Annotated in this window: 27 protein-coding genes and 1 pseudogene; 14 read left to right on the top strand and 14 right to left on the bottom strand. The window is 60.7% G+C overall.

Annotation, left to right across the window (positions count from 1 at the left end; all coding sequences use genetic code 11):
• Positions 1 to 7: 7 nt before the first annotated feature.
• Positions 8 to 862 (bottom strand): LysR family transcriptional regulator, encoded by an 855-nt coding sequence (locus QIW53_RS04915; RefSeq protein ID WP_371048543.1) that lies wholly within the window; start codon positions 860 to 862, stop codon positions 8 to 10.
• 89 nt (positions 863 to 951) lie between these two features.
• Here QIW53_RS04915 and QIW53_RS04910 point away from each other — a divergent pair, with 89 nt between their 5' ends.
• Positions 952 to 1,374, top strand: coding sequence for a multidrug/biocide efflux PACE transporter (locus QIW53_RS04910; RefSeq protein ID WP_371048542.1), 423 nt, complete (start codon positions 952 to 954; stop codon positions 1,372 to 1,374).
• A gap of 135 nt (positions 1,375 to 1,509) precedes the next feature.
• Here the strand turns inward: QIW53_RS04910 and QIW53_RS04905 are convergent, their stop codons facing one another.
• From QIW53_RS04905 to QIW53_RS04895, 3 genes are all read right to left on the bottom strand, one after another.
• Positions 1,510 to 2,532 carry a transporter gene (locus tag QIW53_RS04905; RefSeq protein ID WP_371048541.1) on the bottom strand — a complete coding sequence of 341 codons (1,023 nt, stop codon included), beginning with the start codon at positions 2,530 to 2,532 and terminating at the stop codon, positions 1,510 to 1,512.
• Between the two features lie 257 nt (positions 2,533 to 2,789).
• Positions 2,790 to 3,098, bottom strand: coding sequence for a PepSY domain-containing protein (locus QIW53_RS04900; RefSeq protein ID WP_201193365.1), 309 nt, complete (start codon positions 3,096 to 3,098; stop codon positions 2,790 to 2,792).
• Between the two features lie 193 nt (positions 3,099 to 3,291).
• Positions 3,292 to 4,419: a glycerophosphodiester phosphodiesterase gene (locus tag QIW53_RS04895; RefSeq protein WP_371048540.1), complete on the bottom strand. Its 1,128-nt coding sequence runs from the start codon at positions 4,417 to 4,419 to the stop codon at positions 3,292 to 3,294.
• Between the two features lie 219 nt (positions 4,420 to 4,638).
• On the opposite strand from QIW53_RS04895, the gene QIW53_RS04890 reads away from it, so the two are divergent.
• Positions 4,639 to 4,965 carry a DUF2025 family protein gene (locus tag QIW53_RS04890; protein WP_192305714.1) on the top strand — a complete coding sequence of 109 codons (327 nt, stop codon included), beginning with the start codon at positions 4,639 to 4,641 and terminating at the stop codon, positions 4,963 to 4,965.
• A 34-nt stretch (positions 4,966 to 4,999) separates the two neighbouring features.
• On the opposite strand, the gene QIW53_RS04885 is transcribed toward QIW53_RS04890, so the two are convergent.
• Both QIW53_RS04885 and QIW53_RS04880 read right to left on the bottom strand, forming a co-directional pair.
• A complete protein-coding gene (locus QIW53_RS04885; RefSeq protein WP_192305716.1) occupies positions 5,000 to 5,323 on the bottom strand; it encodes an antibiotic biosynthesis monooxygenase family protein in 324 nt (107 codons plus the stop codon).
• On the bottom strand, positions 5,320 to 6,027 hold the full coding sequence (locus QIW53_RS04880) for a CTP synthase C-terminal region-related (seleno)protein (protein WP_371048539.1): 708 nt from the start codon (positions 6,025 to 6,027) through the stop codon (positions 5,320 to 5,322). The genes QIW53_RS04885 and QIW53_RS04880 overlap by 4 nt, the downstream gene beginning before the upstream one ends.
• A gap of 15 nt (positions 6,028 to 6,042) precedes the next feature.
• On the opposite strand from QIW53_RS04880, the gene QIW53_RS04875 reads away from it, so the two are divergent.
• Together QIW53_RS04875 and QIW53_RS04870 are read left to right on the top strand one after the other, a co-directional pair.
• Complete coding sequence (locus tag QIW53_RS04875; RefSeq protein WP_371048538.1) at positions 6,043 to 6,984, top strand: LysR family transcriptional regulator; 942 nt, start codon at positions 6,043 to 6,045, stop codon at positions 6,982 to 6,984.
• Positions 6,985 to 7,238: 254 nt separating this feature from the next.
• A complete protein-coding gene (locus tag QIW53_RS04870; protein ID WP_371048537.1) occupies positions 7,239 to 7,550 on the top strand; it encodes a hypothetical protein in 312 nt (103 codons plus the stop codon).
• 83 nt (positions 7,551 to 7,633) lie between these two features.
• Here QIW53_RS04870 and QIW53_RS04865 read toward each other — a convergent pair whose 3' ends face one another.
• The gene (locus QIW53_RS04865) at positions 7,634 to 8,242 is read right to left on the bottom strand and encodes a TetR/AcrR family transcriptional regulator (RefSeq protein WP_371048536.1); all 609 of its coding nucleotides are present in this window, start codon (positions 8,240 to 8,242) and stop codon (positions 7,634 to 7,636) included.
• 207 nt (positions 8,243 to 8,449) lie between these two features.
• Here QIW53_RS04865 and QIW53_RS04860 point away from each other — a divergent pair, with 207 nt between their 5' ends.
• The gene (locus QIW53_RS04860; RefSeq protein WP_371048535.1) at positions 8,450 to 9,490 is read left to right on the top strand and encodes an MBL fold metallo-hydrolase; all 1,041 of its coding nucleotides are present in this window, start codon (positions 8,450 to 8,452) and stop codon (positions 9,488 to 9,490) included.
• Between the two features lie 281 nt (positions 9,491 to 9,771).
• The gene (locus QIW53_RS04855; RefSeq protein WP_371048534.1) at positions 9,772 to 11,148 is read left to right on the top strand and encodes an amidase family protein; all 1,377 of its coding nucleotides are present in this window, start codon (positions 9,772 to 9,774) and stop codon (positions 11,146 to 11,148) included.
• Between the two features lie 24 nt (positions 11,149 to 11,172).
• On the opposite strand, the pseudogene QIW53_RS04850 reads toward QIW53_RS04855, so the two are convergent.
• The 3 genes and pseudogenes from QIW53_RS04850 to QIW53_RS04840 form a co-directional block, all read right to left on the bottom strand.
• Positions 11,173 to 11,409, bottom strand: a pseudogene (locus QIW53_RS04850) (helix-turn-helix domain-containing protein); the annotation flags it as partial.
• Positions 11,410 to 11,430: 21 nt separating this feature from the next.
• The gene (locus QIW53_RS04845) at positions 11,431 to 11,745 is read right to left on the bottom strand and encodes an XRE family transcriptional regulator (protein WP_371048533.1); all 315 of its coding nucleotides are present in this window, start codon (positions 11,743 to 11,745) and stop codon (positions 11,431 to 11,433) included.
• Between the two features lie 92 nt (positions 11,746 to 11,837).
• The gene (locus tag QIW53_RS04840; protein ID WP_371048532.1) at positions 11,838 to 12,605 is read right to left on the bottom strand and encodes an AraC family transcriptional regulator; all 768 of its coding nucleotides are present in this window, start codon (positions 12,603 to 12,605) and stop codon (positions 11,838 to 11,840) included.
• 111 nt (positions 12,606 to 12,716) lie between these two features.
• Here QIW53_RS04840 and QIW53_RS04835 point away from each other — a divergent pair, with 111 nt between their 5' ends.
• Positions 12,717 to 13,532, top strand: coding sequence for a sulfite exporter TauE/SafE family protein (locus QIW53_RS04835; protein ID WP_371048531.1), 816 nt, complete (start codon positions 12,717 to 12,719; stop codon positions 13,530 to 13,532).
• Positions 13,533 to 13,538: 6 nt separating this feature from the next.
• On the opposite strand, the gene QIW53_RS04830 is transcribed toward QIW53_RS04835, so the two are convergent.
• A complete protein-coding gene (locus QIW53_RS04830; protein ID WP_371048530.1) occupies positions 13,539 to 14,516 on the bottom strand; it encodes a hypothetical protein in 978 nt (325 codons plus the stop codon).
• A gap of 120 nt (positions 14,517 to 14,636) precedes the next feature.
• On the opposite strand from QIW53_RS04830, the gene QIW53_RS04825 reads away from it, so the two are divergent.
• The 7 genes from QIW53_RS04825 (at position 14,637) to QIW53_RS04795 (ending at position 22,436) form a co-directional block, all read left to right on the top strand.
• A complete protein-coding gene (locus QIW53_RS04825; RefSeq protein ID WP_371048529.1) occupies positions 14,637 to 15,428 on the top strand; it encodes a GntR family transcriptional regulator in 792 nt (263 codons plus the stop codon).
• A 303-nt stretch (positions 15,429 to 15,731) separates the two neighbouring features.
• Positions 15,732 to 16,601, top strand: a complete 870-nt coding sequence (locus QIW53_RS04820) for a transporter substrate-binding domain-containing protein (protein ID WP_371048528.1) — start codon at positions 15,732 to 15,734, stop codon at positions 16,599 to 16,601.
• Between the two features lie 17 nt (positions 16,602 to 16,618).
• Positions 16,619 to 17,338 (top strand): amino acid ABC transporter permease, encoded by a 720-nt coding sequence (locus QIW53_RS04815; RefSeq protein WP_201193335.1) that lies wholly within the window; start codon positions 16,619 to 16,621, stop codon positions 17,336 to 17,338.
• The gene (locus QIW53_RS04810; protein ID WP_371048527.1) at positions 17,335 to 18,093 is read left to right on the top strand and encodes an amino acid ABC transporter ATP-binding protein; all 759 of its coding nucleotides are present in this window, start codon (positions 17,335 to 17,337) and stop codon (positions 18,091 to 18,093) included. The genes QIW53_RS04815 and QIW53_RS04810 overlap by 4 nt, the downstream gene beginning before the upstream one ends.
• Positions 18,094 to 18,233: 140 nt before the next feature.
• The gene (locus QIW53_RS04805; RefSeq protein ID WP_371048526.1) at positions 18,234 to 19,574 is read left to right on the top strand and encodes an aminotransferase family protein; all 1,341 of its coding nucleotides are present in this window, start codon (positions 18,234 to 18,236) and stop codon (positions 19,572 to 19,574) included.
• A gap of 49 nt (positions 19,575 to 19,623) precedes the next feature.
• The gene (locus QIW53_RS04800) at positions 19,624 to 20,808 is read left to right on the top strand and encodes an acetyl-CoA acetyltransferase (RefSeq protein WP_371048525.1); all 1,185 of its coding nucleotides are present in this window, start codon (positions 19,624 to 19,626) and stop codon (positions 20,806 to 20,808) included.
• Complete coding sequence (locus QIW53_RS04795) at positions 20,805 to 22,436, top strand: acyl-CoA synthetase (protein WP_371048524.1); 1,632 nt, start codon at positions 20,805 to 20,807, stop codon at positions 22,434 to 22,436. The genes QIW53_RS04800 and QIW53_RS04795 overlap by 4 nt, the downstream gene beginning before the upstream one ends.
• A 92-nt stretch (positions 22,437 to 22,528) precedes the next feature.
• On the opposite strand, the gene QIW53_RS04790 is transcribed toward QIW53_RS04795, so the two are convergent.
• The 3 genes from QIW53_RS04790 to QIW53_RS04780 form a co-directional block, all read right to left on the bottom strand.
• On the bottom strand, positions 22,529 to 22,756 hold the full coding sequence (locus QIW53_RS04790) for a hypothetical protein (protein ID WP_371048523.1): 228 nt from the start codon (positions 22,754 to 22,756) through the stop codon (positions 22,529 to 22,531).
• Positions 22,757 to 22,831: 75 nt separating this feature from the next.
• Positions 22,832 to 23,095, bottom strand: coding sequence for a pyocin S6 family toxin immunity protein (locus tag QIW53_RS04785; RefSeq protein ID WP_371048522.1), 264 nt, complete (start codon positions 23,093 to 23,095; stop codon positions 22,832 to 22,834).
• A gap of 56 nt (positions 23,096 to 23,151) precedes the next feature.
• A complete protein-coding gene (locus QIW53_RS04780; protein ID WP_371048521.1) occupies positions 23,152 to 23,391 on the bottom strand; it encodes a pyocin S6 family toxin immunity protein in 240 nt (79 codons plus the stop codon).
• Positions 23,392 to 23,397 lie beyond the last annotated feature (6 nt).

Genomic DNA, 23,397 nt, shown 5'->3' with positions numbered 1-23,397 from the left:
CCCACCGCTATTCCAGCATCCTGCGCAGCAACCAGCTCCCCGCCGGCCCCGGTGGATGCAGACGAGACCACAACGCATCGACGAACAGCGGCTTGGGCCAGCCGCGCACCGGCAGTTCCTGTAAGGTTCCTGCACCAAATCGGGCCACCAGCCAGCGCGGCAGCGGTGCCCAGCCAAACCCGCCTTCGGCCATTTCCAGCAGCATCAGGTAACTCGGCGCCGACCAGACGCGGCCCTTCGCACGGGTCTCGTAAGGGTTGACGATGGTCGCCAGGCGCAACTCCCGGTGCTGTTGCAACACGGCCTGATCGACCTCTGGCAGCGCCGCCAATGGATGTTTGGGCGACACGAACAGCGCAATTTCCGTCCGCTCCTGCACCGTTGCGCTGGCCAGGTCCGGTGGGTAATTCTGCTGCTGCTCGGCGAAGGCCAATTGCGCGCGACCGCTTTGCACCAATGCGATCAGGTCGTCGCATTCGGCGATCAGGCATTCGAACTCGAGGTCCGGGTAACGCTGCTCGAACGCGCTGAGCGCCGCTTCGAAACGGTCGGACTGGTAGGTGTCGGACAGCGCCACCGTCAGCTTCGGCTCGACGCCTTGGGCCAGTTGGCTGGCGGCCATTTCCAGGCGGCTGGTGGCCGCGAGGATCTCCTCGGCCCGCTGCAGCATCACATGACCGGCCGGGGTGAGTGTCGGCTTGCGGCTGCTGCGGTCGAACAGGACCAGATCCAGGTCGATCTCCAGGCTCGCCACCGCCGCGCTCACGGTCGACTGACTGCGCCCGAGCTTGCGCGCCGCGGCGGAAAACGAGCCTTGAGTCGCCGCCTGCACGAACGCCTGCAACACTTCCGGAGAGGCCATGAACTATCGCCTTGGTCGATGGTTATTGGTTAGGAAGTATCGGTGCGGGGCTGGATGATGACAACCACATTCACTCAGGAGCGCAGGTCATGAATGCCCGCAAATCCCTTTTTGAACGCATCGGCCAGGCCATCGGCTTCGAGCTGTTGGCGATTCTGATCTGTACGCCGCTGCTGGCGTGGATCATGGACAAACCCTTGCTCGACATGGGCGCCGTCACCATGGCGCTCGCCGCGTTGGCACTGGCCTGGAACGTGCTGTTCAACGGGATGTTCGACCGCGTGCTGCGCCGTTATGCAATCGCGCACAACGCCTGGACGCGGGTGGTGCACGCGCTGCTGTTCGAAGGTGGGCTGGTGGCGGCCGGGGTGCCGCTGATTGCCTGGTGGCTGAACGTCAGCCTGTGGCAGGCGTTCGTGATGGACATCGGCGTGCTGCTGTTCTTCCTTCCGTACACCTATGTTTACCACTGGGGTTACGACGTGATGCGGGCGCGGATGGTCAATGCCTGATTGCCCCGGCCCCTGTAGGAGCGAGCATGCTCGCGATGGTCGTCAACGTATACGCTGGATACCTGACACCCAGCGGTGCCTGGGAGTCCATCGCGAGCATGCTCGCTCCTACAGGGGGGGCGGTCCGCCCCAGGGTCAATAATCCTGCCGCTTGCGAAACGCCCACCGTCCGGCGATCACGGTGAAGGTCACCACCAACGCCACCAGAATCCAGAATCCTTCCGGATCGCCGGCCAGCGGTACACCGCCGACGTTCATGCCAAAGAAACCGGCGATGATGTTGATCGGCAGCGCCAGCACCGTCACCACCGTCAGGGTGAACAGGGTGCGGTTGCTCTGTTCGTTGAGGTTGGCGGCGATCTCTTCCTGCAACAACTTGATCCGCTCCCCCAGCGCCGTGAGGTCGTTGATGATCAGCGCAAACTCCTCGGTGGACTTGCGCAACTCCTTCACGTCCTCTTTCTGCAACCATTGCGGCGGGCGGTTGAGCAGGCGCAGCAACGAGCCCGGCTCGAGCGCGAGCAGCCGTTGCAGGCGCACCAGCACCCGGCGGTTGGTGCCCAGTTCCGCGCGGTTGGTCGACAGGCGCGAGGACAGCAATTCATCCTCGATCTGATCGACGCTCTGGCTGGTCTTGCGCACGATCTGGGTCAGCACCTCGCCCTGGTCGCGCAGCAGATGCACCAGCAGTTCCAGCGGTGAGCGAAAGCACTCGCCGGCCTTCACCGAGGAACGCAACTTGTCGACCGAGTGCAGCGGTTGCAGGCGCGCGCTGATGATCAGCCGGCTGCGCACGCACACCCACAGCGTCGAGACATCCGAGGAAACCATGTTGCTGAGGTTGAATACGACATCGTTGACCACCGCCAGCAGCGCCGAGTCGACATGCTCGATGCGCGTCGAACGCGAACCCTCGTGCAAGGCTTCGAAAAACTCGTCGGGCAACTCCAGATGATTTTTCATCCAGCGCTCGCACGCCGCGTGGGCAAGGTTGAGGTGCAGCCAGAGAAATTCGTCGCTGTCTTCGGGCTGTTCCAGGCGCTGTAGCGCCATCGCCGAATCGATCTCGCGGCCACGTTCGCCGGGACGAAAACTGAAGCCGTAGAGCAGACCGAACAGGTCCGGATCGCGATGGCTTTGGTCGATGCTGTGGTTCATGAAGGCTCGCTGCAAGGAGGCGCCTGTCGCGGGTTTCACAGGTTCACGTGAGCCGAATCTTCGCAAGGCTGGATGACGTTTTTGTGACGTTAAGGTGTTGCTCGAATGATGGTCGGAACAACGGCTGGATGGCGGAGGGTGCAGAAAATCAGGTGGGAGCGAGCCTGCTCGCGAGTGGAGTGTCAGTCACCTTGAAAGTGTCTGTCAGACCGCATCGCGAGCAGGCTCGCTCCCACAGTTTTCGATTCAGGCGGGGCTTAGTTGTCCTGCTTGTTCTTCAGGACTTCGCCGGTGGCCGCGTTCACGTCCACGTCCCACTCAACACCTTTGGCGTCGCGCAGCTCAACTTCGTACTCGTAGAGGTTGGCGTGCTGGTCCAGGTCGCTGTCGGTGATCGTGGCGCCCGGGTGCAGCTTCAAGACGATCTGGTTCAACTCTTCCAGCGGCTTGATCTTGCCGTCCTTGACCAACTGAGGGATCTGGTCGACAGGCACATCGGACGCTTGCGCCAGGCCAGCGGTGAGGGTCAGTGCAGCGGCGGTGAACAGGGCAGTCAAAGTCTTCATGGGTGCTTTCCTTGGTGTGCTGTTTAAGTGAGTTCAGGTTAACGTTCGTAACTTAATCCACCCTTAAAATTCCCTGCCCCGCAAAATTTTTGCCTGTGCGAGCCTGCTCGCGATGGATGCCGATAGACCGCGGCGCACCAGGTTGTGCGCGGTATCGTTGGCGATCTTCGCGAGCAAGCTCGCTCCTGCCGTTTCAGTAACCGTTGTTCTTGAGCACCTGGTCTACGCTCGCCGCCGCCGGGCGCTTGTAGAACTTCAACAGCTCGCTGGCGCGGTTGGTGAAGATGCCATCGACCCCGGCGTCCATGACCTTCTGGAAATCCACCGCGTCATCGACGGTATAGACGTGCACCAGCAGACCCTGATCGTGGGTGTACTGGTTCATCCACGGTTTTACCAGGTCCGAATAGCTCTGGTCGCCGCCGTGGGTCAATGCGGCGGAAGGCCCGGTGCCGATTGCGCCCTGGGCCTTGGCATAGTCGATCCACTGCTGGAATTCGGCTTTGCTTTTCGGTTCCTGTCTGGCGTAGTAGGTCGCGTGGTCCTTGTCGCCCGACGCGGCGAACGTCACTGTGGACTTGGGTTCGATGTTGCCTTCGCCCACCCACAGCAGGAGGATTTTCGGCACCTGCGGCATCTCCTTTTCCAGCAGCTCGAGGCTGCTCTTCTCGAACGTTTGCAGCACCACTCGGCCGCTGCCCTGACCCACCGCCAGGGCGCTCTTGGTCCCTTTGGAGCCGGCCGGAATCAGCCAGCCACGGTCATGCAATTTGTCCTTGAGGTCGCGTTCGATGCCGGGAAACTGCTTCGGCTCCTTGGTTTCGATGTACAGACCGGGTTTGTGCAGCGGGTTTTCCTGGGCGATATCGATGATCTCGTCGAGGGTCAGGATCTTCTGACCGACAAAGGACGGGCGCGCACGATCCGGGTAAGCCGTGTTGAACCAACTGCCGGCGTCCAGGGTTTTCAGCTCCGCCATGGTGAATGCGTTGGCCGGGCTGTCCTTGCGTTCCGGAAATTTGCTGGCGACGTCGGTGGTGCGTTGCAGGTTGTTGTCGTGCAGGGCAAAGAGCACGCCGTCCTTGCTGCGTTGCAGGTCCAGTTCCAGGTAATCGGCCCCCAGGTCGCGCGCCACTTTATAAGCGGCGGCGGTGGATTCCGGTGCATCGAACGAGGCCCCACGATGGGCAATCACCGCCGGGTGCGGGATGCCCGAACGGGCCGCCAGTGTGGCGGGACTTGGCTCGGTAGCGGCCTGGGCCTGACCGAGGCCGAGCATCAGGCTCAGCAACAGGGCGCTCTTGGTGAAAGTGGCTGGCATGGTCGAGATCCTTTCGCAGAGAGTTTTCGAAGACGTCTCTTTTAACAACTGAGCGCCGACCGCGCTATCGCGAGACCGACATAAACGTGTTTAAAGCAGTTTTTTTCAACACATCTGTGCGGTGCTTTGCAGTACTCTTGGCCACGGCAGTCTCCCCGGCAGAGGGAGCGCCGTTCATCTTGCCAGGCGTGTAAACCATCGATCTTTTGTGAGGTTTATATGCGCATCACTTCCCAACTCATCTGCCAGGCCGCCGATCAACTCAAGGGCTTTGTCGGCCTCAATCGCAAGACCGGCCGCTACATCGTGCGCTTCAGCGAAGACTCCTTCGGCATGGACGTGGCGGATGACGGCATCATCCCGGCCAGTGAGTTCGTCTGGGCACCGGGCCCGGAACAGGCCATGACCCTCAAGCGCGATTTGATCCAGTTGTTGCTCGACCAGCACATCGATGACCGGATCAACATCACCGAGCCGTTGCGGGTGTACATGAGTCGCCAGCAGGTGCCGGAGATTTCGGCGGTGCGCCGTTTGGTGCAGGGCTGAGGCATTGCGGTGAGTGTGCCGGTCGCATCGCGGGTTACAGGCTGAACTCATACGCCCGCTCGACCCGACACACCCGTGTCTGACACCGCGCATACCAGGTCGAGCGCCCGCGCTCACGGATCGCGCTGTGCTCAGGATGATGCTTCCACGCCAGGATCGCCGCCTCGCTGGTCCAATACGACACGGTGATCCCCACCCCGTCGTTGCCCCGGGCCGACTCCACCCCAAGAAACCCCGGCTGTTCGCGCGCCAATTGCACCATCCGTTCGGCGGCTTCGGCATAGCCCTGATCGCCGTCCGTACGCAGCGAGGTGAAGATCACCGCGTAATAGGGCGCGGGCGGTGTGCTGGCGATCATGCTTGCCCCTGCGCGCAGGCATCGACCAGCGCTCGCACCAACGGTGGCAGGACGCCCTGCAGCGCCGCCCGCTCCGGCTGGAACAGGGTCGCGACGAAGAAGGGATGACCTTCGAGTTCAATGGCCCGCAACCCCTGCGCTGCATCGTGTCCGACAGGCTGCAGGTCATGTTTGAGGAGCGCCTGTTCGAACGCCGGGTTCACCCCGTAGCGGCAGCGATAGCCTTCACGGATCTGCGATGTTTCGTACGCCTGGGCGATCAATGAGCCTTCACGCAACTGAATGTCGTCGATGGCTTCCACCAGCGAGCAGGTCAGGGGCGTGATCACTGCCCTGACAGCGTCGGGCGATAGTTCACCGTGCTCGGCGTCCGACCAACCCAGTACATGGCGGGCGTGCTCCAGCACCGCGTGCTGAAAACCGCCGCAGGTGCCAAGGAAAGGTCGTGGGCGTTCGCGGGCAAACCGGATCGCCCGCAAGGCGCCCTCCGGGTTGCGATAGGGGCTGCCCGGCACGCACCAGAATCCGTCGTAGGCCTCGAGTGGGGTGTCGACGTGAATGCACTCGGTGGCCAGCCACTGTCCTTGCACGTTCAGGCCGCTGTGTTCGGCGGCCAGGCCCAGAGCCACAGGGATGGCCTGGTGCGCGGTGACCTGAGGGTCGTAGTCGCCGATCAGGGCGATGCGAATGACGCGGTTTTCCATGAGCAGCCTCTGCGCTTGTTGATTCCCGAGGTCCACTATAGATTGGCGTTCACGCACTCAATATGGGCATTTTCCCAAATGATCAATGCAGCCACGCACTATCGGCTGGACTACCCGGACCTTGCCCTGATCCTTGCATTGGTGCGCGGCGGCTCTCTGGCCCGGGCCTCGCAGCTGATGAAGGTGGATGTGTCGACGGTGTTTCGCGCCGTGCGTCGCCTGGAAGGTGCGCTGGGTCAGCAACTGTTCGAAAAAAGCCGCGCCGGTTACCTGCCGACGACCTTGGCGCAGTCTCTGGCCGAGCAGGCGGAACGGGCCGAACAGGCACTGGAAGCTGCGCGTATCGGCGTGGAGCAGGGCGGCGATGTCATCAGCGGAACGGTGCGCCTGACCTGCACCGACTCGGTGTTGCAGGGCTTGCTGTTGCCGGCACTGGCGCGTTTCATGCCGGACTATCCGGCGCTGACCCTCGAACTGAGCACCTCCAACGACTTCGCCAACCTCACCCGTCGCGATGCCGACATCGCCCTGCGCCTGACCTGCGCGCCACCGGAACATCTGGTGGGCCGACAGCTGGCTGACGTTTCCTATCGGGTCTGCGCCAGCGCCGGTTACCTGCAATCGGTCGATGCCGCAGAACTGGAGGCACTCACCTGGATTGCGCCGGATGGTTTCCTGCCCGATCACCCGACGGTGGCCTGGCGTCATCAAGCCTTGCCGGGCGTGATGCCGGGGTATCGCTGCAACAGCATGCTGTCGGTCACCGAACTGGTACGCGCGGGCCTGGGCGTGGCGGTGTTGCCGGATTTCCTGAGCGGCGATGGCCTGCAGGCCATCAGCGAACCATTGCCGGGGTGCGACACCGCCCTCTGGTTGCTGACGCGTCCGGATTGTCGTGAGTTGCGTTCGGTGGTGACGTTGTTTGATGAGCTGGGGCGGGCGCTGAAGTTGTCTTGAGGTGTGCCGGTTTCATCTCGAGCGGGCTGCAATCCCTGGTGGCGCGAGCCTGCTCCGGGCGGCGTTCCGACGATGGCAGCCGAGAGATCACCTTGTGCATTGACAGGACGACTCCCCCTGCCGAAGCCCCCTTCAAACCCGAACGCTTTAGCCTAAGGCCAGTGTCGACTTTTCCGATTGTTAACCCGCTGGACGGACCTTAAGTTTGGCTCCATTCATTCCACTGAACCTTTAAACGATGGAAAGGGATCACCATGAAAAAAACGACAGGGCAGCTTTTGGTATGGTTTTTTTGCGCCGGGGCGTGGCCAGTAATGGCGCAGCCGTTTACCTGTGGCGGCAAATTCCTGGGCAGCGATACGCAGGCGGAGCTTGAGCAAGTCATCATTGAGGACGGGGGACGGGCCGTAGGCGTTCAGCGGGTGTTCACGATTTGCCAGAAGGGCGTCATCCAGGTCGTGCTGGACGGCAACAACGAGACCTCGACGCCGAGCTATAAACGACGTTGGCAGCAGCGTGCCGTCGCCCTGCTGCAAGTTCCGCCAGACAAGCTCACGCTTCGTTGATCAGGACCTGGGCGCGTCTTTGCGCACCCGGTGTTGGGGCATTTCCTGGATCAGGCGCTCGATCCGTTCGGTGAGGGACATTTTCAGCGCTGATAGCACGCCAGAAACATGTCCAGCGCCGACTCCGCGACAGCGGTTTGCCGCTCGGGCGAAAGGCTGGGCTGGCCCATGGAAATCTGCGGCCAGAACGCAAAGGACTTGAGCAGGCCCTGGACCTGTTGCGCGGCGAACTCCGGATCGACCGGCTTCAGGCGTCCGTCGGCCTGGGCGGTACGAATCCACACAGTCAGGCCTTCTTCGCGCTCGCCCATCCTGGCGACCATGTCCTGCGCCCGTTCCGGTGAATGAATGGTCGCCGCGATGGCCACGCTCGCCAGGTCTAGAAAATTGTCATCGCCGAGCATGTGCAGTTTCGCCATCAGCAGCCGGCGCATCTGCTCGCGCAGGGGCAGGTCAGGGCGGTAGGGCGCTTCCTGTTCGGCGGTCACCCGCGCCCATAATTGGTTGAGAATTTCGGCGAACAACGCTTCCTTGCTCGGGAAGTGGTTGTACACCGTGCGCTTGGACACGTCGGCAGTGGCGGCGATCTTGTCCATGCTGGTGATGTCGAAACCGTTGTCGCGGAATTCGGCGATCGCCGCCTGGATGATCGCATCGCGTTTTCGGTCGGTCAGGCGCTGTGGGGCTGTCATAAGTTTGCTTCGGCAGAAGAAGTGATGAATTACACCGGGTAGTTTACTTGTGATGCATTTTGATGCAACCTTAGAACTACACTGTGCAGTGTAATGTTTCGTTAATCCTGCTCAGTCAAGACTAGAGTCTCCGGCTGATGCGTGCGTGCCTTGGCCATTTATCGTTCATCGCAGACATCGCCCGCGTGCGATGCCCTGGAGTCATTCATGGCCAATGCCACTACCGCTAATGCACCTGAAGCGTCTCGCCAGGTCGATGGGCTTTTCCGCAACCATGCGCCGGTGCAACGGGAAGGCTTTCGCAAGATGATGCGCATCCTGTGGAACATGATCTTCCACAAACCGCGCGACACCCGGCCGACCGCTGCGGTCCCGGTGCAGCGCCTGACCCATGACGCGCTGATCGCCGCGCCCAATCACAGCGTCTATCGCCTCGGCCACTCCACCGTATTGCTGAAACTGCAGGACAAATTCTGGATCACCGACCCGGTGTTCGCCGAACGCGCCTCACCGTTGCAGTGGCTCGGTCCCAAGCGCTTTCACCAGCCGCCGATCAGCCTGGAAGAACTGCCGCCGATCGAAGCGGTGATCCTGTCCCACGACCACTACGACCACCTGGACTACCGGGCGGTCCTGGACCTGGCGGACAAAACCAACTACTTCCTCACCCCGCTGGGCGTGGGCGACACCCTGATCAAGTGGGGCGTCGACGCCAGCAAAGTGCGTCAACTGGACTGGTGGCAGGACACCGAAGTGGCGGGCATCCGATTCGCGGCGACCCCCTCGCAACATTTCTCCGGTCGCGGCCTGTTCGACAGCAACAGCACACTGTGGGCGTCGTGGGTGATCATCGACGGTGATACGCGGATTTTCTTCAGCGGCGACAGCGGCTACTTCGATGGTTTCAAACGCATCGGCCAACACTACGGGCCGTTCGACCTGACGCTGATGGAAACCGGCGCCTACAACGTCGAATGGCCGCACGTGCACATGCAGCCCGAACAAACCCTGCAAGCCCACATCGACCTCAAAGGCCGCTGGCTGTTGCCGATCCACAACGGCACTTTCGACCTGGCGATGCACGCCTGGTACGAACCGTTCGACCGGATCCTGGCCCTGGCCTGGGATCGCAATGTGTCGATCACCACGCCGCAGATGGGGCAAGCGTTCAACGTGATGCACCCACATCGGGGCGACGCCTGGTGGTATGAAGTGGAGCAGCAGGTGTATCAGCAGAGCATTGGTTGATAGGGCTACCGACAGGCGCGAACTTTCATACGAGCTCTGGCGGTAAGTGATGACGGACATTTCCGGACGCCTCGGTAGGCTGGGAATGCAACGGGACCTCTCCCTCCCGTCATCACAAAGGATTTTTTTTCATGGATGTAAGGCAAAGCGGCCGGCTGATGTGTCTGGTCATGACGGTTCTTTTTTCACTCCCCAGCACGGCTCATGCACACGCACCCGCACCCGCACCCCCGGTTGAATCAAGGCTGGAATATTTAAGCGTCGACGAAATCTCCCGGCGGATGGAACGCAACGAGCTGAGTGCGGCAATGTTCGTGCTCTACCTGCAGCGAAGGATCGCCGCCCTCGATAAACAGGGGCCGAAGATCAATGCCGTGATCGAGCTCAATCCCGAGGCGCTGGCCATCGCCGAGTTCCTGGACCGGGAACGCAAATCGGGCTACGTGCGCGGTCCGTTGCATGGCATCCCGGTACTGCTCAAGGACAACATCGACACCTCCGACCAGATGCAGACCAGCGCGGGCTCACTGGCCATGGTGGGTGACCCGCCGGCCAAGGATGCGTTTATCGTGCAACGCCTCAGGGAAGCGGGCGCGATCATTCTCGGCAAAACCAACCTCAGTGAATGGGCGGCGTTTCGCGATCCGGCCCTGCCCAGTGGCTGGAGCGGTCGCGGTGGCCAAACCAGAAACCCTCACCTGTTGAGCGGTGACGTGTGCGGCTCCAGCTCCGGTTCCGCCGCCGCCACCGCCGCCGGCTTCGCCCCACTGGCTGTCGGAACGGAAACCGCCGGCTCGATCATCTGCCCGGCGTCCCTCAACGGCGTGGTCGGCATCAAGCCGACCGTAGGCCTGTTAAGCCGCAGCGGCATCATCCCGGTGACTCACAAACTGGACACTCCTGGTCCGATGGCCCGCACCGTTCGCGAGGCTGCCCTGCTCCTGAACGCCATGCGTGGCAGTGACCCCGCCGACCCGGTCAGAAAGCCCCATGGCCAGGACGCCGTGGACTACACCGCACTGCTGCGCCCCCACACCCTGGTTGGCAAGCGTATCGGCTACCCCGCCAAGTTTGATCGCAGCGGCCTGCCGCTGTTGCTCGACCCGCAGTTTTCCCAGGCACTGGAACTCATCCAGGCCGCCGGTGCGACCTTGATTCCCGTGGACCTGAAGGACCCGTCATCGGCTCGGCTGGATGAGGCGTTTCAGATGGGCATCCAACGTGAGTTGCCTCGCTACCTGGCCACACGAACCGGCATTCCCGCCCAGACCCTGAACGATCTATTGCGGTTCAACGCCGCAAACGCCGAAGGGCCTGGACAAGCCACCCTGATCGCCGCCAGCAAAGTGGTGTTTGACGAGCAGACCTACAACCACCTCTGGGGCATGATTCAAGGTGAAAATGCCGCCGCCATCGATCGCTTGCTGGTCACGCATCAACTCGATGCCCTCGTCTCGGACGTCGCGTCCCCCGCCATGAACGTCGCCCCCCTGGCCGGTTACCCCGGCGTCATGGTGCCCACCGGCATCGATGAAGAGGGCGCCCCGACCTCGATCTTCTTCTACGGCCCGCGCTGGAGCGAGGCCCAGCTTCTGGCGTTGGCGTATGGTTATGAACAGGTTTCCAATGCGCGGCGGGCGCCGGAGTTCAAGCCATAACCAGTGTTTTACAGGCTGCACCTGTCAGGCGAACACCACCTCAATCAGCCCCTCTTTTCTGGATCGGGGGGCCGACTTGACCACGATTTGAACGTCCCGACCCAGCAACGACAGGCATTCCATCATCTTGGCTTCGCTGATGCCGCGAAACTTTCCGCGTAGCATTTCAGACAGTTTGGGTTGGGACAGGCCGAGGATTTCGGATGCTTGAACTTGGGTCAGATGGCGAGCCTTGTTGATTTCGCCAATTTTTGCCGCCAGCCAACCAATAATTCATCTCACTCAACCATTCACAAAATCCGTCTGCCCTCGCGATTCTGCCACTGCGCCTTTCCCACCGATCACCCGCCCCGGCGCAAACCCCGGGAAGAACATCAGCCCCTCGGACTCAAAGCGATAGGCCAGCGCCAACCGGTCGGCGTCCGCCACCTCGCGCCGGGCCTCGAACCGTTCGATTTCGGCCACTGCCACCCCGGTCTCCCGCGATAACTCATCAACACTCCAACCCAGCATCGCCCGGGCCTGGGCGCAATGGGTGGGGGTGAATTGGAAGAGGGCGATACGTTCCAGGGTGATTTTCATCGCGTAAGAGGCCATGGTGTGCTCCGGGCTCGAGAGTGCTGATCCAAAATGTACTGTGTTTTTGTACAGTTGTTTTCGGCCCGGATCAAATTGATTTTTTGTTTTTTCTAGTTTGCCTCTGCCATCCAGACGTACGGTGCATGGCCCAGCACACGCCGGAACATGGTCGAGAAGGCCGCCGGGCTGTCATAGCCGAAGTCCAGCGCAATACGCGTCACCGGCTCACCCACGGCCAGTCGGGCAAGCGCCAGCACTACACAGGCACGCTGTCGCCATTGGCTGAAGCTCAGGCCGGTTTGCTGGCGAAACAGGCGATTGAACGTGCGCAGACTGACGTGCATTTGACTCGCCCATTGCTGCGGCGACTGATGAGCATCGGGCCGCTGCAGAAACAGCTGGCACAACCCGAGCAGCCGCGGCTCCTCGGGCAACGGAATGTGCAACGGCAGGTGAGCACTGCGCGCCAGTTCGTGCAGCAGCAGATCGATCAATGCCCCATCGCGGCCGGTCTCGTCGTACACCGGCGCCACCTCTGCGGCCTCCATCAACAAGTGCCGCATCAACGGCGAGACATTGATCACCTGACAACGGCCGCCCAGGTCCACCACCCCCGGCTCGATGTACACACTGCGCGTGCTCACCCCCAGCATCAACACCTCATGTGCCATCCCCGGTGGTATCCACACGGCCCGTTGTGGCGGCACCACCCAATTGCCGTCGTGCGTGCTCACCTGCATCACCCCGGTGGCGCCGTACAACAATTGCGCCCTGCGGTGTGTATGACGTGGCAACACCTGGCCGTAGGCGTAATCCGTACCGATCGCGACCACCCGCCGGGGCGTGTCGTCCAGCACATCAATCGAAACATTGCGCATCGGGCGGCTCCCACGTTTGGCGTAAACGCGAACATTATTGGCTTATTTGCTGAGGCCGGCCAAGCCACTTCACTCTATCGTCGAGCGCTCTCAATCCGATGGAAGCCCGTGATGTCCTACCTCTTGCTGACACTCTTCGGCTGCATGACTGGCGTCACTGCGGTGTTATTTGGCTTTGGTGGTGGTTTCGTCGTGGTGCCCTTGCTGTACCGCATGCTCATGGCCCATCACGCGGTCGACGATCCGATGGGGCAATCGGCGATGCACATCGCCGTCGCCACCTCGACCTGCGTGATGATCGTCAATGCGCTGGTCGCCACCGGAAAGCATCGACGCGCGGGCAATCTGGTTCGCCATTACCTGTGGCCATTGGGCGGGTTCATTGCGATGGGGGCCGTACTGGGGGCCGTTGCGGCGACCTGGGTCAGCGGTGAGGTGATTCGGTACGCCTTCATCGCCTACCTGGGCTTGACCATTGTGGATTGCCTGTTCAGGCACGGGTTTCTCACGCCGTCTGGCACCGGCAACACACGTCGATTGGGCCGAGCAGAAGTATCTGTCGGTGGCGTAGGAATCGGCGTCATCGCTACGTTTCTTGGCGTGGGGGGCAGCGTCATGACGGTCCCGTTATTGCGTCGATGCGGCTTGACCATGAATCAAGCGACCTCGATGGCGAACCCGCTGAGCCTGCCGGTGGCGGTGGCCGGTACGCTGACCTACCTGTCGATGGCAGGATTCGGGGCGCATGATCTGGGGCCGTGGTTTATCGGGTATGTGGATCTGCTGGCGTTTGCGGTGTTGACCGTGGGGTCGATGCTGGGGATTCGATTGGCCACACGCTGGATTGGTCGAATTCCGGACCGGATCCATGCGCGGGTGTATGTCGGGTTGCTGGTTCTGGTCATGATCAGCATGGGCCTGAACTGAAGGCTGCTATGTCGCCTCCAGCCCCGGCGCCTCCCGGATAATGAAGTGATCCAGGTTCTCGATGTTCGCGCTGAACACCCCGAACGTCTGCTCGGGGTTTTTCTTGCTCGGCACCTGGGTCAACGCCGGCGTCACGCCATAAAAGAAGCAATACAACTCGGCCTCGCTGTCGATGGCATGCTTGATCTCTTGCAGAAACGCTTTGCGCTTGCGGTAACCCTCGATCAACTTTTTGCTGAGGTAGACGTTCACCGAATACGGCTTCTTCTTCGCCTCGTCCGCCTGTTTGAACCACACCTTCTGCTCGAAATCGATGCGAAAGCTCTGGGTGTAATCCTTGATCTGCTTGATCCGGCCCCAGTAAATCAGCCCCTTGTTGTCCGTCAGGTACTCGATCTTCTTGAAGAACGAAGCGTACGGCGCGGTGTGCTCGCCCACCTTCAACGGCATGCGCTTGAGCAGCTCCTTGTCGGCGAAGTTCGAGACGAAACACTCCACCGGATGGGCAAAGACACTGGTCTTGTCCGGCGCCGTCTCGCGGCCCGATGGCTGCGCAAGGGAAGCTGAGGGGGAGGGCACCAGCGCACCCTGGGCATCCGTTGCCACGCCCGCCGGGCTCGACGGCCTGCGCACATACTGACGCCGGGTCAGCAACAGCTCCGACGGAAAATGCTCCTCACGCCCGTCATCCGTTTCCGCACCGTCCACCCCCGACGCCTTGAGGCTGGCATAAGGACAATCCGCCACATGCCGCGTGCCCGGCGTGTTCTTGAAGTGCGGGGTGCGCACGTAATTGACGTTCTTGGCATTGAACGTGGTCAGCACATTCGCCGCATCGAATGCCGAACGACAGGCGTCGTTGGGGCACTGGAAGTGTTCCTTGGCGGAATCGAACGCCACCGTCTCGTCGAAATTCAGATCCCGCACGTCATAGATCGACAACTTGTCGTCGAGGCTGAGGCAGTAGGCGAGGTCGAATTTCATGTCAGTCTCGGTTCCGTGAGCAAATGGGTATTAATAGCGGGAGGCGGGCAGGGATGCACTCACTGAATTCACGCGCTGCCCATTTGCGGGAGCGGACCTGCTCACGACAGATCCGGGGACATGACTGCTTTTCATCGACCTCATCGCCTCCACAAAGGCGCCATTGCAGAGAAGACAAGCGGTATTGAAGTCGATCTGTATATATGTATACTGAAATACATTGAGACCAATGCTCTGCCCATCGGGCCAAAAGGTAAACAGGAAATGGCACTCTCCAAATTCCCGGTCGTAGCCAATGAGCGGTCCCGCACGCTGGGGGATCAGGTCGCCGACTCTATCGTCAGCGCGGCGATTCATGGGGATCTGGCTCCGGGTGCCCGGCTAATTGAGGTAGAGCTGGCCGAAGCCTTTGGTGTCAGTCGGGTGCCGGTGCGCGAAGCCCTCAAGACCCTCGAAAGCCAGGGCATTGTCGTCACGACCAACCGCGAATTGTGCCTGGTGGACGTGGATCGTGAATCCCTGGAGCAGATGCTTTCGGTGCGCGTCGTCCTGGAGAACCATGCGGTCGAATTGGCGATGGCGGCCATTGCCAAGGACCCACGTTTGCTCGAACCCTTCGAAGATGCCCTGTTCAATTTGCAGGGCGCCATCCGCAAGGGCTCTGCATTCCTGGCAGCCCAGGCAGACATGGATTTTCATCGTGCCATCTATCTGGCCAGCGGCAACAAGACGCTATTGGACATTTGGGACAAGATGTCGCGCAAGATCCTCATCGCAGTCGGTTTGAGGGTTCCCAATACCAAGGTGTACGAAGACCACGAAAAGCTGCTGAGCATTCTCAAGAGCAACGACTCGGTGAAATTCAAGGAAGCGCTCTTGCCGCATGTTCAGGAGTGCCTCACCGTCGAATAGCCAGGCGCCCAAAGCGAAATCACCCGTCGTGGTGATTTTTTTGGATTACCAATGTATACAAGAGTACAGGAGGACATGTATCAAGCTTTGAGCGCCCAATCACGCCCGCTTGGCAGCTGCCCCGCCAAAGGCTGACGCCATGGTCGGACTGAGCCACTGGGCGTAGCTTAAGCAACAGCAAGATTCGAGCGGACTGCAGAGCCGCCTTTATCAAGCCCTGTGAGTACCGCAGCAACGACTTTGTAACTGCCACCCAACGGTTCCAACAATTTCAACTAATCACGTTCGGTAGGGAATTTAGTCATGAAAGCTTCCAAGTGCATCCTCTCGGCATTTTGCTTTGCCGCCGTCGCCAACCTCGCCATGCCCGCCATGGCCTATGAGGTTGCCCCAAGCTACGAGAAATGCGGGGACGACTCCTTCAGCCAGTACATCAAGGACGGCGTCACGATCGGCATCGTGTCCGCGCCGCCTCACTCCTTCCTGAACACTTCCACCGGCAAGGCCGAGGGCATTGATGTCGAGATCAATGAAGCGGCACTGAAATGGATGGGCATCACCTCGATAAAATACGAAGTAACGCCCGTTGGCCAACTTGTCCCGGGCCTGATGTCCAGGCGCATCGATGTGATTGGCACCAACATCCACGTCACCCCGGACCGGATCAAAGCCATCAGCTTTACCGGGCCCTCGTGGTGGTACGGCCCGATCATCGTGCTGCCGGCAAACTCCGATTTGCAGATCAGTTCCTACGCCGACCTCAAAGGCAAGAAAGTCGGCGCCGTGGTGGGCTCTGCGGCGGACGAATACCTGCGCAAGATCGGGGCCGAGTCGATCGCGTTCCCCGGCGCCGAGCAGGAAATCGGTGCGCTGACCACCGGCCGCGTGGATGCGGTGCTGGAGGATGATGTCACCGTCGTTGACTGGCTCAAATCCAACCCCTCGCTGCCGATCAAGCAGCTCAAGGACGTTCCGGTTCCTGAAGAAATGATCACCAGGTACGGGTATGGCTACGCACGCTACGGTTTGCGCAAGGATGATTGCACTTTCCGCGCCGCGTATACCCAGGCGTTGGCTGAAGTGAGAGGCACGGGGGAGGTCTCTGCGATATTGAAAAAGTACGGTCTGAGCAATCGCAATCTGTTTCTTCACCCGCTTGAGAAAAACTGGTAAAGCCCAAGGGGTGAAACATGAACTTATTCAACGTTTCAGTCGTACTCGAATATTGGCCCGTGTTCCTGAGAGGGTTGGGCCTCACGGTATTGTTGACCATTATCGTATTCAGCCTGAGTGCAGTTTTGGCCATACCCGTGGCACTGGCTCAACTGTCCCGCTATCGCGTATTACGCCTGCTTGCGCATATCTACGTGGAAGTGATGCGCGGTACGCCGGTCATCCTGCAATTGATCTACGTGTATTACGTATTCCCGATCATCGGCATCAAGGTCGCGCCATTCAGTGCTGCCGTGATCGGTCTTTCAATGAGCATGATTGCTTACTTGAGTGAAGTGTATCGAGGCGGTATCAACGGTATTCCACAGGGGCAACGAGAAGCCGCTGCGGCCATGGGCATGAGCGAGTTTCAGGCGTTCCGTCGAGTGGTTCTTCCCCAGGCCATCCGCCTGACGCTGCCGTCGTTGGGTAACTACCTGATCGCGCTGTTCAAGGACAGCGCACTGGCCTCCGTGGTCACGCTTCAGGAGTTGATGTTTGCCGGCCAGATCATCGCGGTCCGCAACTATGAATATTTCACCGTTTATACCGTGTGTGGCGTGCTCTACCTGTCGGTCAGCTACCCCTGTGCATTGCTGGTGCGGTACCTGGAAAAACGCACTCAGGGCGGTTACCGGCGCAAGGTCGCGCGGGCGGCGCCAGCCTCGCAAAGCTCGGCCGTAGGAGAAAACTCATGATCGAACTCAAAAGCTTGAACAAGGCTTACGGTGATCACGAAGTCCTGCGGGGCATCGACCTCACCATCGAGACCGGGAAAGTCGTGGTCATCATTGGTCCGTCCGGCAGCGGCAAGTCCACGCTGCTCAGGTGCATCAACTACCTGGAGCAGCCGGATTCCGGGACGATACTGCTGGACGGTCAACGAATCTTTTTCGATTCAACGGCCGGCGCAGCCAAGGCCCACAGCCCCAAGCGCGTCGCCGCCGTGCGCGCCCGACTGGGGATGGTGTTCCAGGACTTCAACCTGTTCCCGCACATGAACGTCCTGCACAACGTCATGGAAGGCCCCGTGACGGTCAAGGGGCGGCGGGCCAGAGACGTGGAGTCACTGGCGCGCGAGTTGCTGGCCAAGGTCGGATTGGCCCATCGGGCCGACTACTTTCCCGATGAAATTTCCGGCGGGCAGAAGCAACGGGTGGCGATAGCGAGGGCACTGGCGATGGAGCCCGATGCCATGCTCTTTGACGAACCCACCAGCGCCCTCGACCCCGAGTTGGTGGGAGAAGTGCTGAACGTCATGCGCGATCTGGCCCAACAGGGCATGACCATGATTGTGGTCACCCACGAGATGGCCTTTGCCAGGGAAGTGGCCGATGAAGTGGTGTTCATGGACGGTGGAGTCATTATTGAACGCGGGCCGCCGGCGCAGTTGTTCGATCATCCACAAAATGAAAGAACCGTGCGGTTTCTGCAACGTACGGCGAATGCTTAAAGTTTAGAAGTTTCACCTCTTCAATTATAGAAGTCCGCCGTCTATTGCTCATTTGGACGTCAGCGGCTCCATTGATTTTTTAAACACTCGTCCAGCCGATTAGTTCGGCCGCGCACTCATTCGTCAAGAGAGGATTCGTCATGGCTCTGCGATATCAACATTTCATTACTCCGACCGGTACAGCCGAATTCCCCAAAGTTGTCAGAGGTGAAGGGGTTTACATATGGGACCATACCGGGCGTCGTTTATTGGACGGCTCTTCCGGCGCAGTCTCGGTCAATATCGGTCATGCTCATCCCAGGGTGCTGGAAGCCATGCGTGAGCAGATGAACAAGATCATCTACGCCCACAGCATGCGTTGGGACAACGACCCCAGCCAGGCATTGGCCGAGCGACTGGCCCGCCTGAGCGGCTGGGATTTCGAAGCGGCGTTTTTCGTGTCCGGCGGTTCCGAGGCCAACGAGGCCGCGATCAAGTTCGCCCGTCAGGTGGCGGTCGCACGCGGGCAGGCCAGCCGCTACAAGATCATCAGTCGCGTGCCGTCCTACCATGGCGCCACCACCGCCTTGCTCGGCATCACCGGCGATACCGATTACGCCAAAGCGTACAAGCCCATGTTCGTCGACATGCCAAAGATCGATGCCCCGTTGCTGTATCGCCGACCGGCCCATGAATCGGTCGACGATGTGATCGATCGCTGCGTTCGCCAACTCGAAGACACCATCATCGCCCAGGGCCCCGAGACCGTGCTGGCGTTCATGATCGAGCCGGTGGGGGGCGTTTCGACGGGGGCCTTGATGTCACCTGTCGACTATTACGACCGCTGTCGCCAGATCTGCGACCGCTACGGCGTACTGATGATCTACGACGAGATCATGAGCGGCGCCGGTCGCACCGGGCGATTCCTCGCGGCCCATCATTGGCCCGACTGCCGTCCCGACATCGTCACCCTGGCCAAGGGTGTCAGCGGTTCCTACGCGCCGTTGGGCGCGGTGCTCGCGTCCTCGGCGATGGTCAATGACGTCCGGCTCAGTGGCGGGTTCAAGCACGGCCATACCTACTCGGCCAATCCGCTGGGGTGCGCGGCTTCTAACATGGTGCTCCAGGTGCTGGAGGACGAAGCCCTCATGCCGCGCGCCACCTTGTTGGGTGAAAGAATCCGTACGCGTCTGGAGGACCTCAAAAGCAGGACTCGGGTCATCGGCGACATCCGGGGCATCGGCCTGCACATGGCGGTCGAAATCGTCGTCGACAAGGACACCAAGGAAATCTTCACCGATGAAGTCCGCGCCAGCGAAAAAATCGGATTGCTCTGCCGCGAGTACGGGCTGCTGCTGTTCTCACGCCGCACGGCCGGTGCCGCGTATGGCGAGTGGCTGATGTTCTGCCCGCCGCTGACGATTTCCGACGCCGAAGTGGAGGAAATGCTGGCAGCGTTCGAGAAGGGCGTCTTCGCGTTCCAGAACTCGGTGTGCTCGTAAGGCCAACAGCCGCGCCGTTTTGCTGAGCAGTCGCGGCTTTCATTTGTATATGGGAGGGTTTCATATGGCTAGGCGAGCAACCATTGTGGGTTGGGCTCATACGCCTTTCGGTAAGCTGGACGACCCGGACGTCGAGTCCTTGATGTCCCGCGTGTCGCGGGCTGCGCTCGATCACGCCCAGGTCGCCCCCGGGGACGTTGGCATGGTCTGCGTGGGGGTCTATAACAACGGTCTCACCCCGCAAGGATTCGAAGGTGCCTTGGTCTCCCTGGGCGAACCGGCCCTGCGTTTTACCCCGACCGTTCGGGTTGAAAATGCCTGCGCCACTGGCACCGCCGCCATTCACGCGGCGGCCGATTTCATCGAAAGCGGTCGCGGCCGCATTGCCCTGGTGATCGGCGCGGAAAAAATGACCGCCGTACCTTCCAGTGTGGTCCCCGGCATCCTGCTCAGCGGCTGCTACCGCCGCGAAGAGGAAAGCCCCGAAGGCTTCGCCGGCATCTTCGGCCAGATCGCCAGTGCCTACTTCGACCGCTACGGCGATCACCGCGAAGCGCTCGCGATGATCGCTGCGAAGAACCACGCCAACGGCGTGCACAACCCTTATGCCCACATTCGCAAGGATCTGGGCGTTCAGTTCTGCAATGAAATCTCGGAAAAAAATCCCCTGGTGGCCGGACCGCTTCGCCGCACCGACTGCTCGTTGGTGTCCGACGGTGCGGCCGCGATCGTGCTGGCCGATGAAGTGACGGCGGCGGCACTGGGCCGGGCCATCCGCTTTCGTGTGCGCACCCACGTCAATGACTACCTGCCGCTCTCGCGCCGTGACCCATTGGTGTTCGAAGGCGCGCGCCACGCCTGGGATGCCGCCCGCGAAACCGCCGGGGTTGCGCTGGACGATCTTGACCTGGTGGAAACCCATGACTGCTTCACCATTGCCGAGATGCTGCAATACGAAGCGATGGGGCTGGCCAAACCCGGGCAGGGATGGACAGTGATACACGAAGGCATCACCCAACGGACGGGCCGCCTGCCGGTGAACCTCTCCGGCGGTCTCAAGGCCAAGGGGCATCCACTGGGCGCCACAGGCGTGTCGATGCACGTGATGGCCGCCATGCAACTGATGAACGAAGCCGGCGACATGCAGATCGCCAACGCGCAGTTGGCCGGTGTTTTCAACATGGGAGGCGCGGCCGTCACCAACTACGTCTCCATCCTGGAGCGGACGAAATGAAGATGGCAGCTCAAATTCCGGCCGTGTCCGAACGGGTCATGAACCTCGCGCACTGGCTGACCCAGAATGCGCGGCGCCTGCCCGATCATCCGGCGATCATCCACGGCGACACCACCTGGACCTGGGCGCAGTTCGACGCCCGGGTCAGCGCGCTGGCCGCCGGGCTCGCCGAGCGGGGCGTGGGGCCGGGCGACAAGGTGCTGGTGCATTCGAAAAACAGCAGCGAAATGTTCGAATCGCTGTTCGCCGCCTTACGCCTGGGGGCGATCTGGGTGCCGACCAATTTCCGCATCACGCCTGACGAAGTCATCTACATGGCGTCCACGGCCCAGAGCCGGATCTTCCTGTGTCAGAGCGATTTCCCCGAATACGCGGCCGCCGTGTGCGCGGCTGCGCCACAGATGGACCTCATCTGGCTCGAAGGCACCCGGCCTGCCGCGCCGGATCAGCGTCCCCTTGCCAATGACCTGATCCGCACGCACCTGGGCAAGTCCATGCCCAATGCCGCCGTCGCCCGAGACACGCCGTGCTGGTTCCTGTTCACCTCCGGCACCACCGGCAAGCCGAAGGCCGCCGTTCTGACCCATGGCCAGCTCGCGTTCGTGATCAACAACCACCTGGCTGATCTCCTGCCAGGCACCACCCATCACGACGGGTCGCTGGTGGTCGCGCCGCTGTCCCACGGTGCGGGCATTCACCAACTGAACATCGTCGCGCGGGGCGGCACTACGGTTCTGCTGCCCTCGGACCGGTTCGACATCGACCTGGCCTTCGAACTCATCGAAAAGCACCGGCTGACCAACATCTTCACCGTGCCCACCGTGCTGAAAATGATGGTCGAGCACCCCAGCGTGGACCAACGGGATCACCAAAGCCTGCGCCACGTCGTCTACGCCGGCGCGCCGATGTACGAAGCCGACAAGCAACGCGCCCTGGAAAAACTCGGCCCCGTGCTGGTTCAGTATTACGGCCTGGGTGAAGTGACCGGCAACATCACCGTGCTGCCGCCCTGCGAGCATCAAAGCGCGACCTCACGGCCATCAACCTGCGGCTACGAGCGCACCGGCATGCAGGTCTCGATTCAGGACGAGCAGGGCAATGAGCTGCCGACTGGCGTCACGGGCGAGGTCTGCGTCGTGGGCCCGGCGGTATTCGTGGGCTACTACAACAACCCCGATGCGAACGCCAAAGCATTTCGCAATGGCTGGTTCCGCACCGGCGACATGGGGCACATGGACCAGGACGGTTTCATCTACCTGACCGGGCGATCTTCCGACATGTACATCTCGGGCGGCTCCAACATCTACCCCCGAGAAATCGAAGAAAAAATCCTCCTGCATGAAGGCATCACCGAAGCCGCCGTGCTCGGCCTGCCGGATGCGCAGTGGGGGGAAATCGGCGTCGCGGTCTGTGTACGCAAGGAAGGCGCGGTGTTGAGTGAGGGCGAGCTGCTGGAGTGGATGGCCGCGAGGATTGCCCGTTACAAAATGCCCAAGCAGGTGTTCTTCTGGGACGCGCTGCCCAAGTCCGGTTATGGCAAGGTGACGAAGTTGCTGGTGAAGGCGGAGCTGGAGCGGCGGGGTGTCAGGGTGGTGCTCGAGGAGGCGGTGGGGCACGTGGGGCGTTGAGTGGAGTCGGCTCGCCCCCGCACCTGTGGAGCGAGCCTGCTCGCGATTTTCACCCCGTGGCGAGGACGCTTGTCGTGTTCCTCTGGCTCTCCTCAACGCTCGCTACTGGTTAAAAAAAGAGTCAGGTTATGCGGGAGTGATAACGCGCAGGTTTTCTCGATTTCGCGGATCTGTGTTTTTGTCAGTTTGTAGTCGTACACATAATCCTTTTTATCTTTCCAGCCCATTAACGCAGCCAGCTCGTTGCTGAGAATTGGCAGTGTTGTTTCATATGACGCGAAATAATCTCCATCGCGTACGCCCATGACGCTGTGCTTCAAGGCTCTATCCTCTGTGTCTGATCTCCAGTTGTCTCCACCCGTTTGTTGTACTTCCCGTTGCGGTCAGACCGAGTTTCATGACGGGCTCGGGTTCTTGAGGCAAGTGCCGACAAAGTACTCCAGGCCATCAGGAAACCCGACGCCTAGAAGTTCGGAGAGCGCCATCACCTGACGCTCGCTCAGCAGTAATTCGCCCGGCTCCATTTCGGCGAGGGGCTTTGATTCAATGAGTTGAGCGACCTTTTCATTGAGCTCAATACCTTCAATGTCCAGCTCGAACTGGAGAGAATCGTCCTGCTTGTCATCCGGATAGAAGCCAGTGATCAATAGGTAGCGCATGGTTCACTCCTCACTGCTTTGACCAATGTGAACGCGCACTACCTGGCATTGTGAGCCTAACCCTCCACTCCAATAAAAATATCCAGATCAGACGGAATCACCTCTCCAATCAACCTCGAAATCTGCGCCACCTGATCAGCAGTCAACAGCCATTCCCCTGCTGCCATTTCATCCACGCTCTTATGCCCTAGCAGTGCCACAATCTGCTCGTTGAACTCGTCATTTACATACAACTCATACTTCAATGAACTGTCTTCAAAAACGTCAGGCAGGAAGCCCGTAATACACAGACTCATAGAGAC

It is taken from the genome of Pseudomonas fluorescens (genome assembly GCF_041354075.1).
In the GTDB taxonomy this organism is placed as follows: Bacteria; Pseudomonadota; Gammaproteobacteria; order Pseudomonadales; family Pseudomonadaceae; genus Aquipseudomonas; species Aquipseudomonas fluorescens_CE.
Note: the sequence above shows the minus strand (reverse complement) of the source record. Positions and strands in the feature narration are given on the sequence as shown.

What these genes read in the sequence shown, in the direction of transcription:
- QIW53_RS04870 (WP_371048537.1), top strand. Translation starts at nt 7,239, where the DNA reads ATGAAAAAAACGACAGGGCAGCTTTTGGTATGGTTTTTTTGCGCCGGG.
- QIW53_RS04835 (WP_371048531.1), top strand. Translation starts at nt 12,717, where the DNA reads ATGTCCTACCTCTTGCTGACACTCTTCGGCTGCATGACTGGCGTCACT.
- QIW53_RS04815 (WP_201193335.1), top strand. Translation starts at nt 16,619, where the DNA reads ATGAACTTATTCAACGTTTCAGTCGTACTCGAATATTGGCCCGTGTTC.
- QIW53_RS04915 (WP_371048543.1), bottom strand. Translation starts at nt 862, where the DNA reads ATGGCCTCTCCGGAAGTGTTGCAGGCGTTCGTGCAGGCGGCGACTCAA.
- QIW53_RS04880 (WP_371048539.1), bottom strand. Translation starts at nt 6,027, where the DNA reads ATGGAAAACCGCGTCATTCGCATCGCCCTGATCGGCGACTACGACCCT.
- QIW53_RS04780 (WP_371048521.1), bottom strand. Translation starts at nt 23,391, where the DNA reads ATGAGTCTGTGTATTACGGGCTTCCTGCCTGACGTTTTTGAAGACAGT.
- QIW53_RS04845 (WP_371048533.1), bottom strand. Translation starts at nt 11,745, where the DNA reads ATGGCCTCTTACGCGATGAAAATCACCCTGGAACGTATCGCCCTCTTC.
- QIW53_RS04785 (WP_371048522.1), bottom strand. Translation starts at nt 23,095, where the DNA reads ATGCGCTACCTATTGATCACTGGCTTCTATCCGGATGACAAGCAGGAC.
- QIW53_RS04910 (WP_371048542.1), top strand. Translation starts at nt 952, where the DNA reads ATGAATGCCCGCAAATCCCTTTTTGAACGCATCGGCCAGGCCATCGGC.
- QIW53_RS04865 (WP_371048536.1), bottom strand. Translation starts at nt 8,242, where the DNA reads ATGACAGCCCCACAGCGCCTGACCGACCGAAAACGCGATGCGATCATC.
- QIW53_RS04830 (WP_371048530.1), bottom strand. Translation starts at nt 14,516, where the DNA reads ATGAAATTCGACCTCGCCTACTGCCTCAGCCTCGACGACAAGTTGTCG.
- QIW53_RS04895 (WP_371048540.1), bottom strand. Translation starts at nt 4,419, where the DNA reads ATGCCAGCCACTTTCACCAAGAGCGCCCTGTTGCTGAGCCTGATGCTC.
- QIW53_RS04805 (WP_371048526.1), top strand. Translation starts at nt 18,234, where the DNA reads ATGGCTCTGCGATATCAACATTTCATTACTCCGACCGGTACAGCCGAA.
- QIW53_RS04810 (WP_371048527.1), top strand. Translation starts at nt 17,335, where the DNA reads ATGATCGAACTCAAAAGCTTGAACAAGGCTTACGGTGATCACGAAGTC.
- QIW53_RS04795 (WP_371048524.1), top strand. Translation starts at nt 20,805, where the DNA reads ATGAAGATGGCAGCTCAAATTCCGGCCGTGTCCGAACGGGTCATGAAC.
- QIW53_RS04890 (WP_192305714.1), top strand. Translation starts at nt 4,639, where the DNA reads ATGCGCATCACTTCCCAACTCATCTGCCAGGCCGCCGATCAACTCAAG.
- QIW53_RS04885 (WP_192305716.1), bottom strand. Translation starts at nt 5,323, where the DNA reads ATGATCGCCAGCACACCGCCCGCGCCCTATTACGCGGTGATCTTCACC.
- QIW53_RS04800 (WP_371048525.1), top strand. Translation starts at nt 19,624, where the DNA reads ATGGGAGGGTTTCATATGGCTAGGCGAGCAACCATTGTGGGTTGGGCT.
- QIW53_RS04900 (WP_201193365.1), bottom strand. Translation starts at nt 3,098, where the DNA reads ATGAAGACTTTGACTGCCCTGTTCACCGCCGCTGCACTGACCCTCACC.
- QIW53_RS04860 (WP_371048535.1), top strand. Translation starts at nt 8,450, where the DNA reads ATGGCCAATGCCACTACCGCTAATGCACCTGAAGCGTCTCGCCAGGTC.
- QIW53_RS04840 (WP_371048532.1), bottom strand. Translation starts at nt 12,605, where the DNA reads ATGCGCAATGTTTCGATTGATGTGCTGGACGACACGCCCCGGCGGGTG.
- QIW53_RS04855 (WP_371048534.1), top strand. Translation starts at nt 9,772, where the DNA reads ATGGAACGCAACGAGCTGAGTGCGGCAATGTTCGTGCTCTACCTGCAG.
- QIW53_RS04820 (WP_371048528.1), top strand. Translation starts at nt 15,732, where the DNA reads ATGAAAGCTTCCAAGTGCATCCTCTCGGCATTTTGCTTTGCCGCCGTC.
- QIW53_RS04905 (WP_371048541.1), bottom strand. Translation starts at nt 2,532, where the DNA reads ATGAACCACAGCATCGACCAAAGCCATCGCGATCCGGACCTGTTCGGT.
- QIW53_RS04825 (WP_371048529.1), top strand. Translation starts at nt 14,637, where the DNA reads ATGACTGCTTTTCATCGACCTCATCGCCTCCACAAAGGCGCCATTGCA.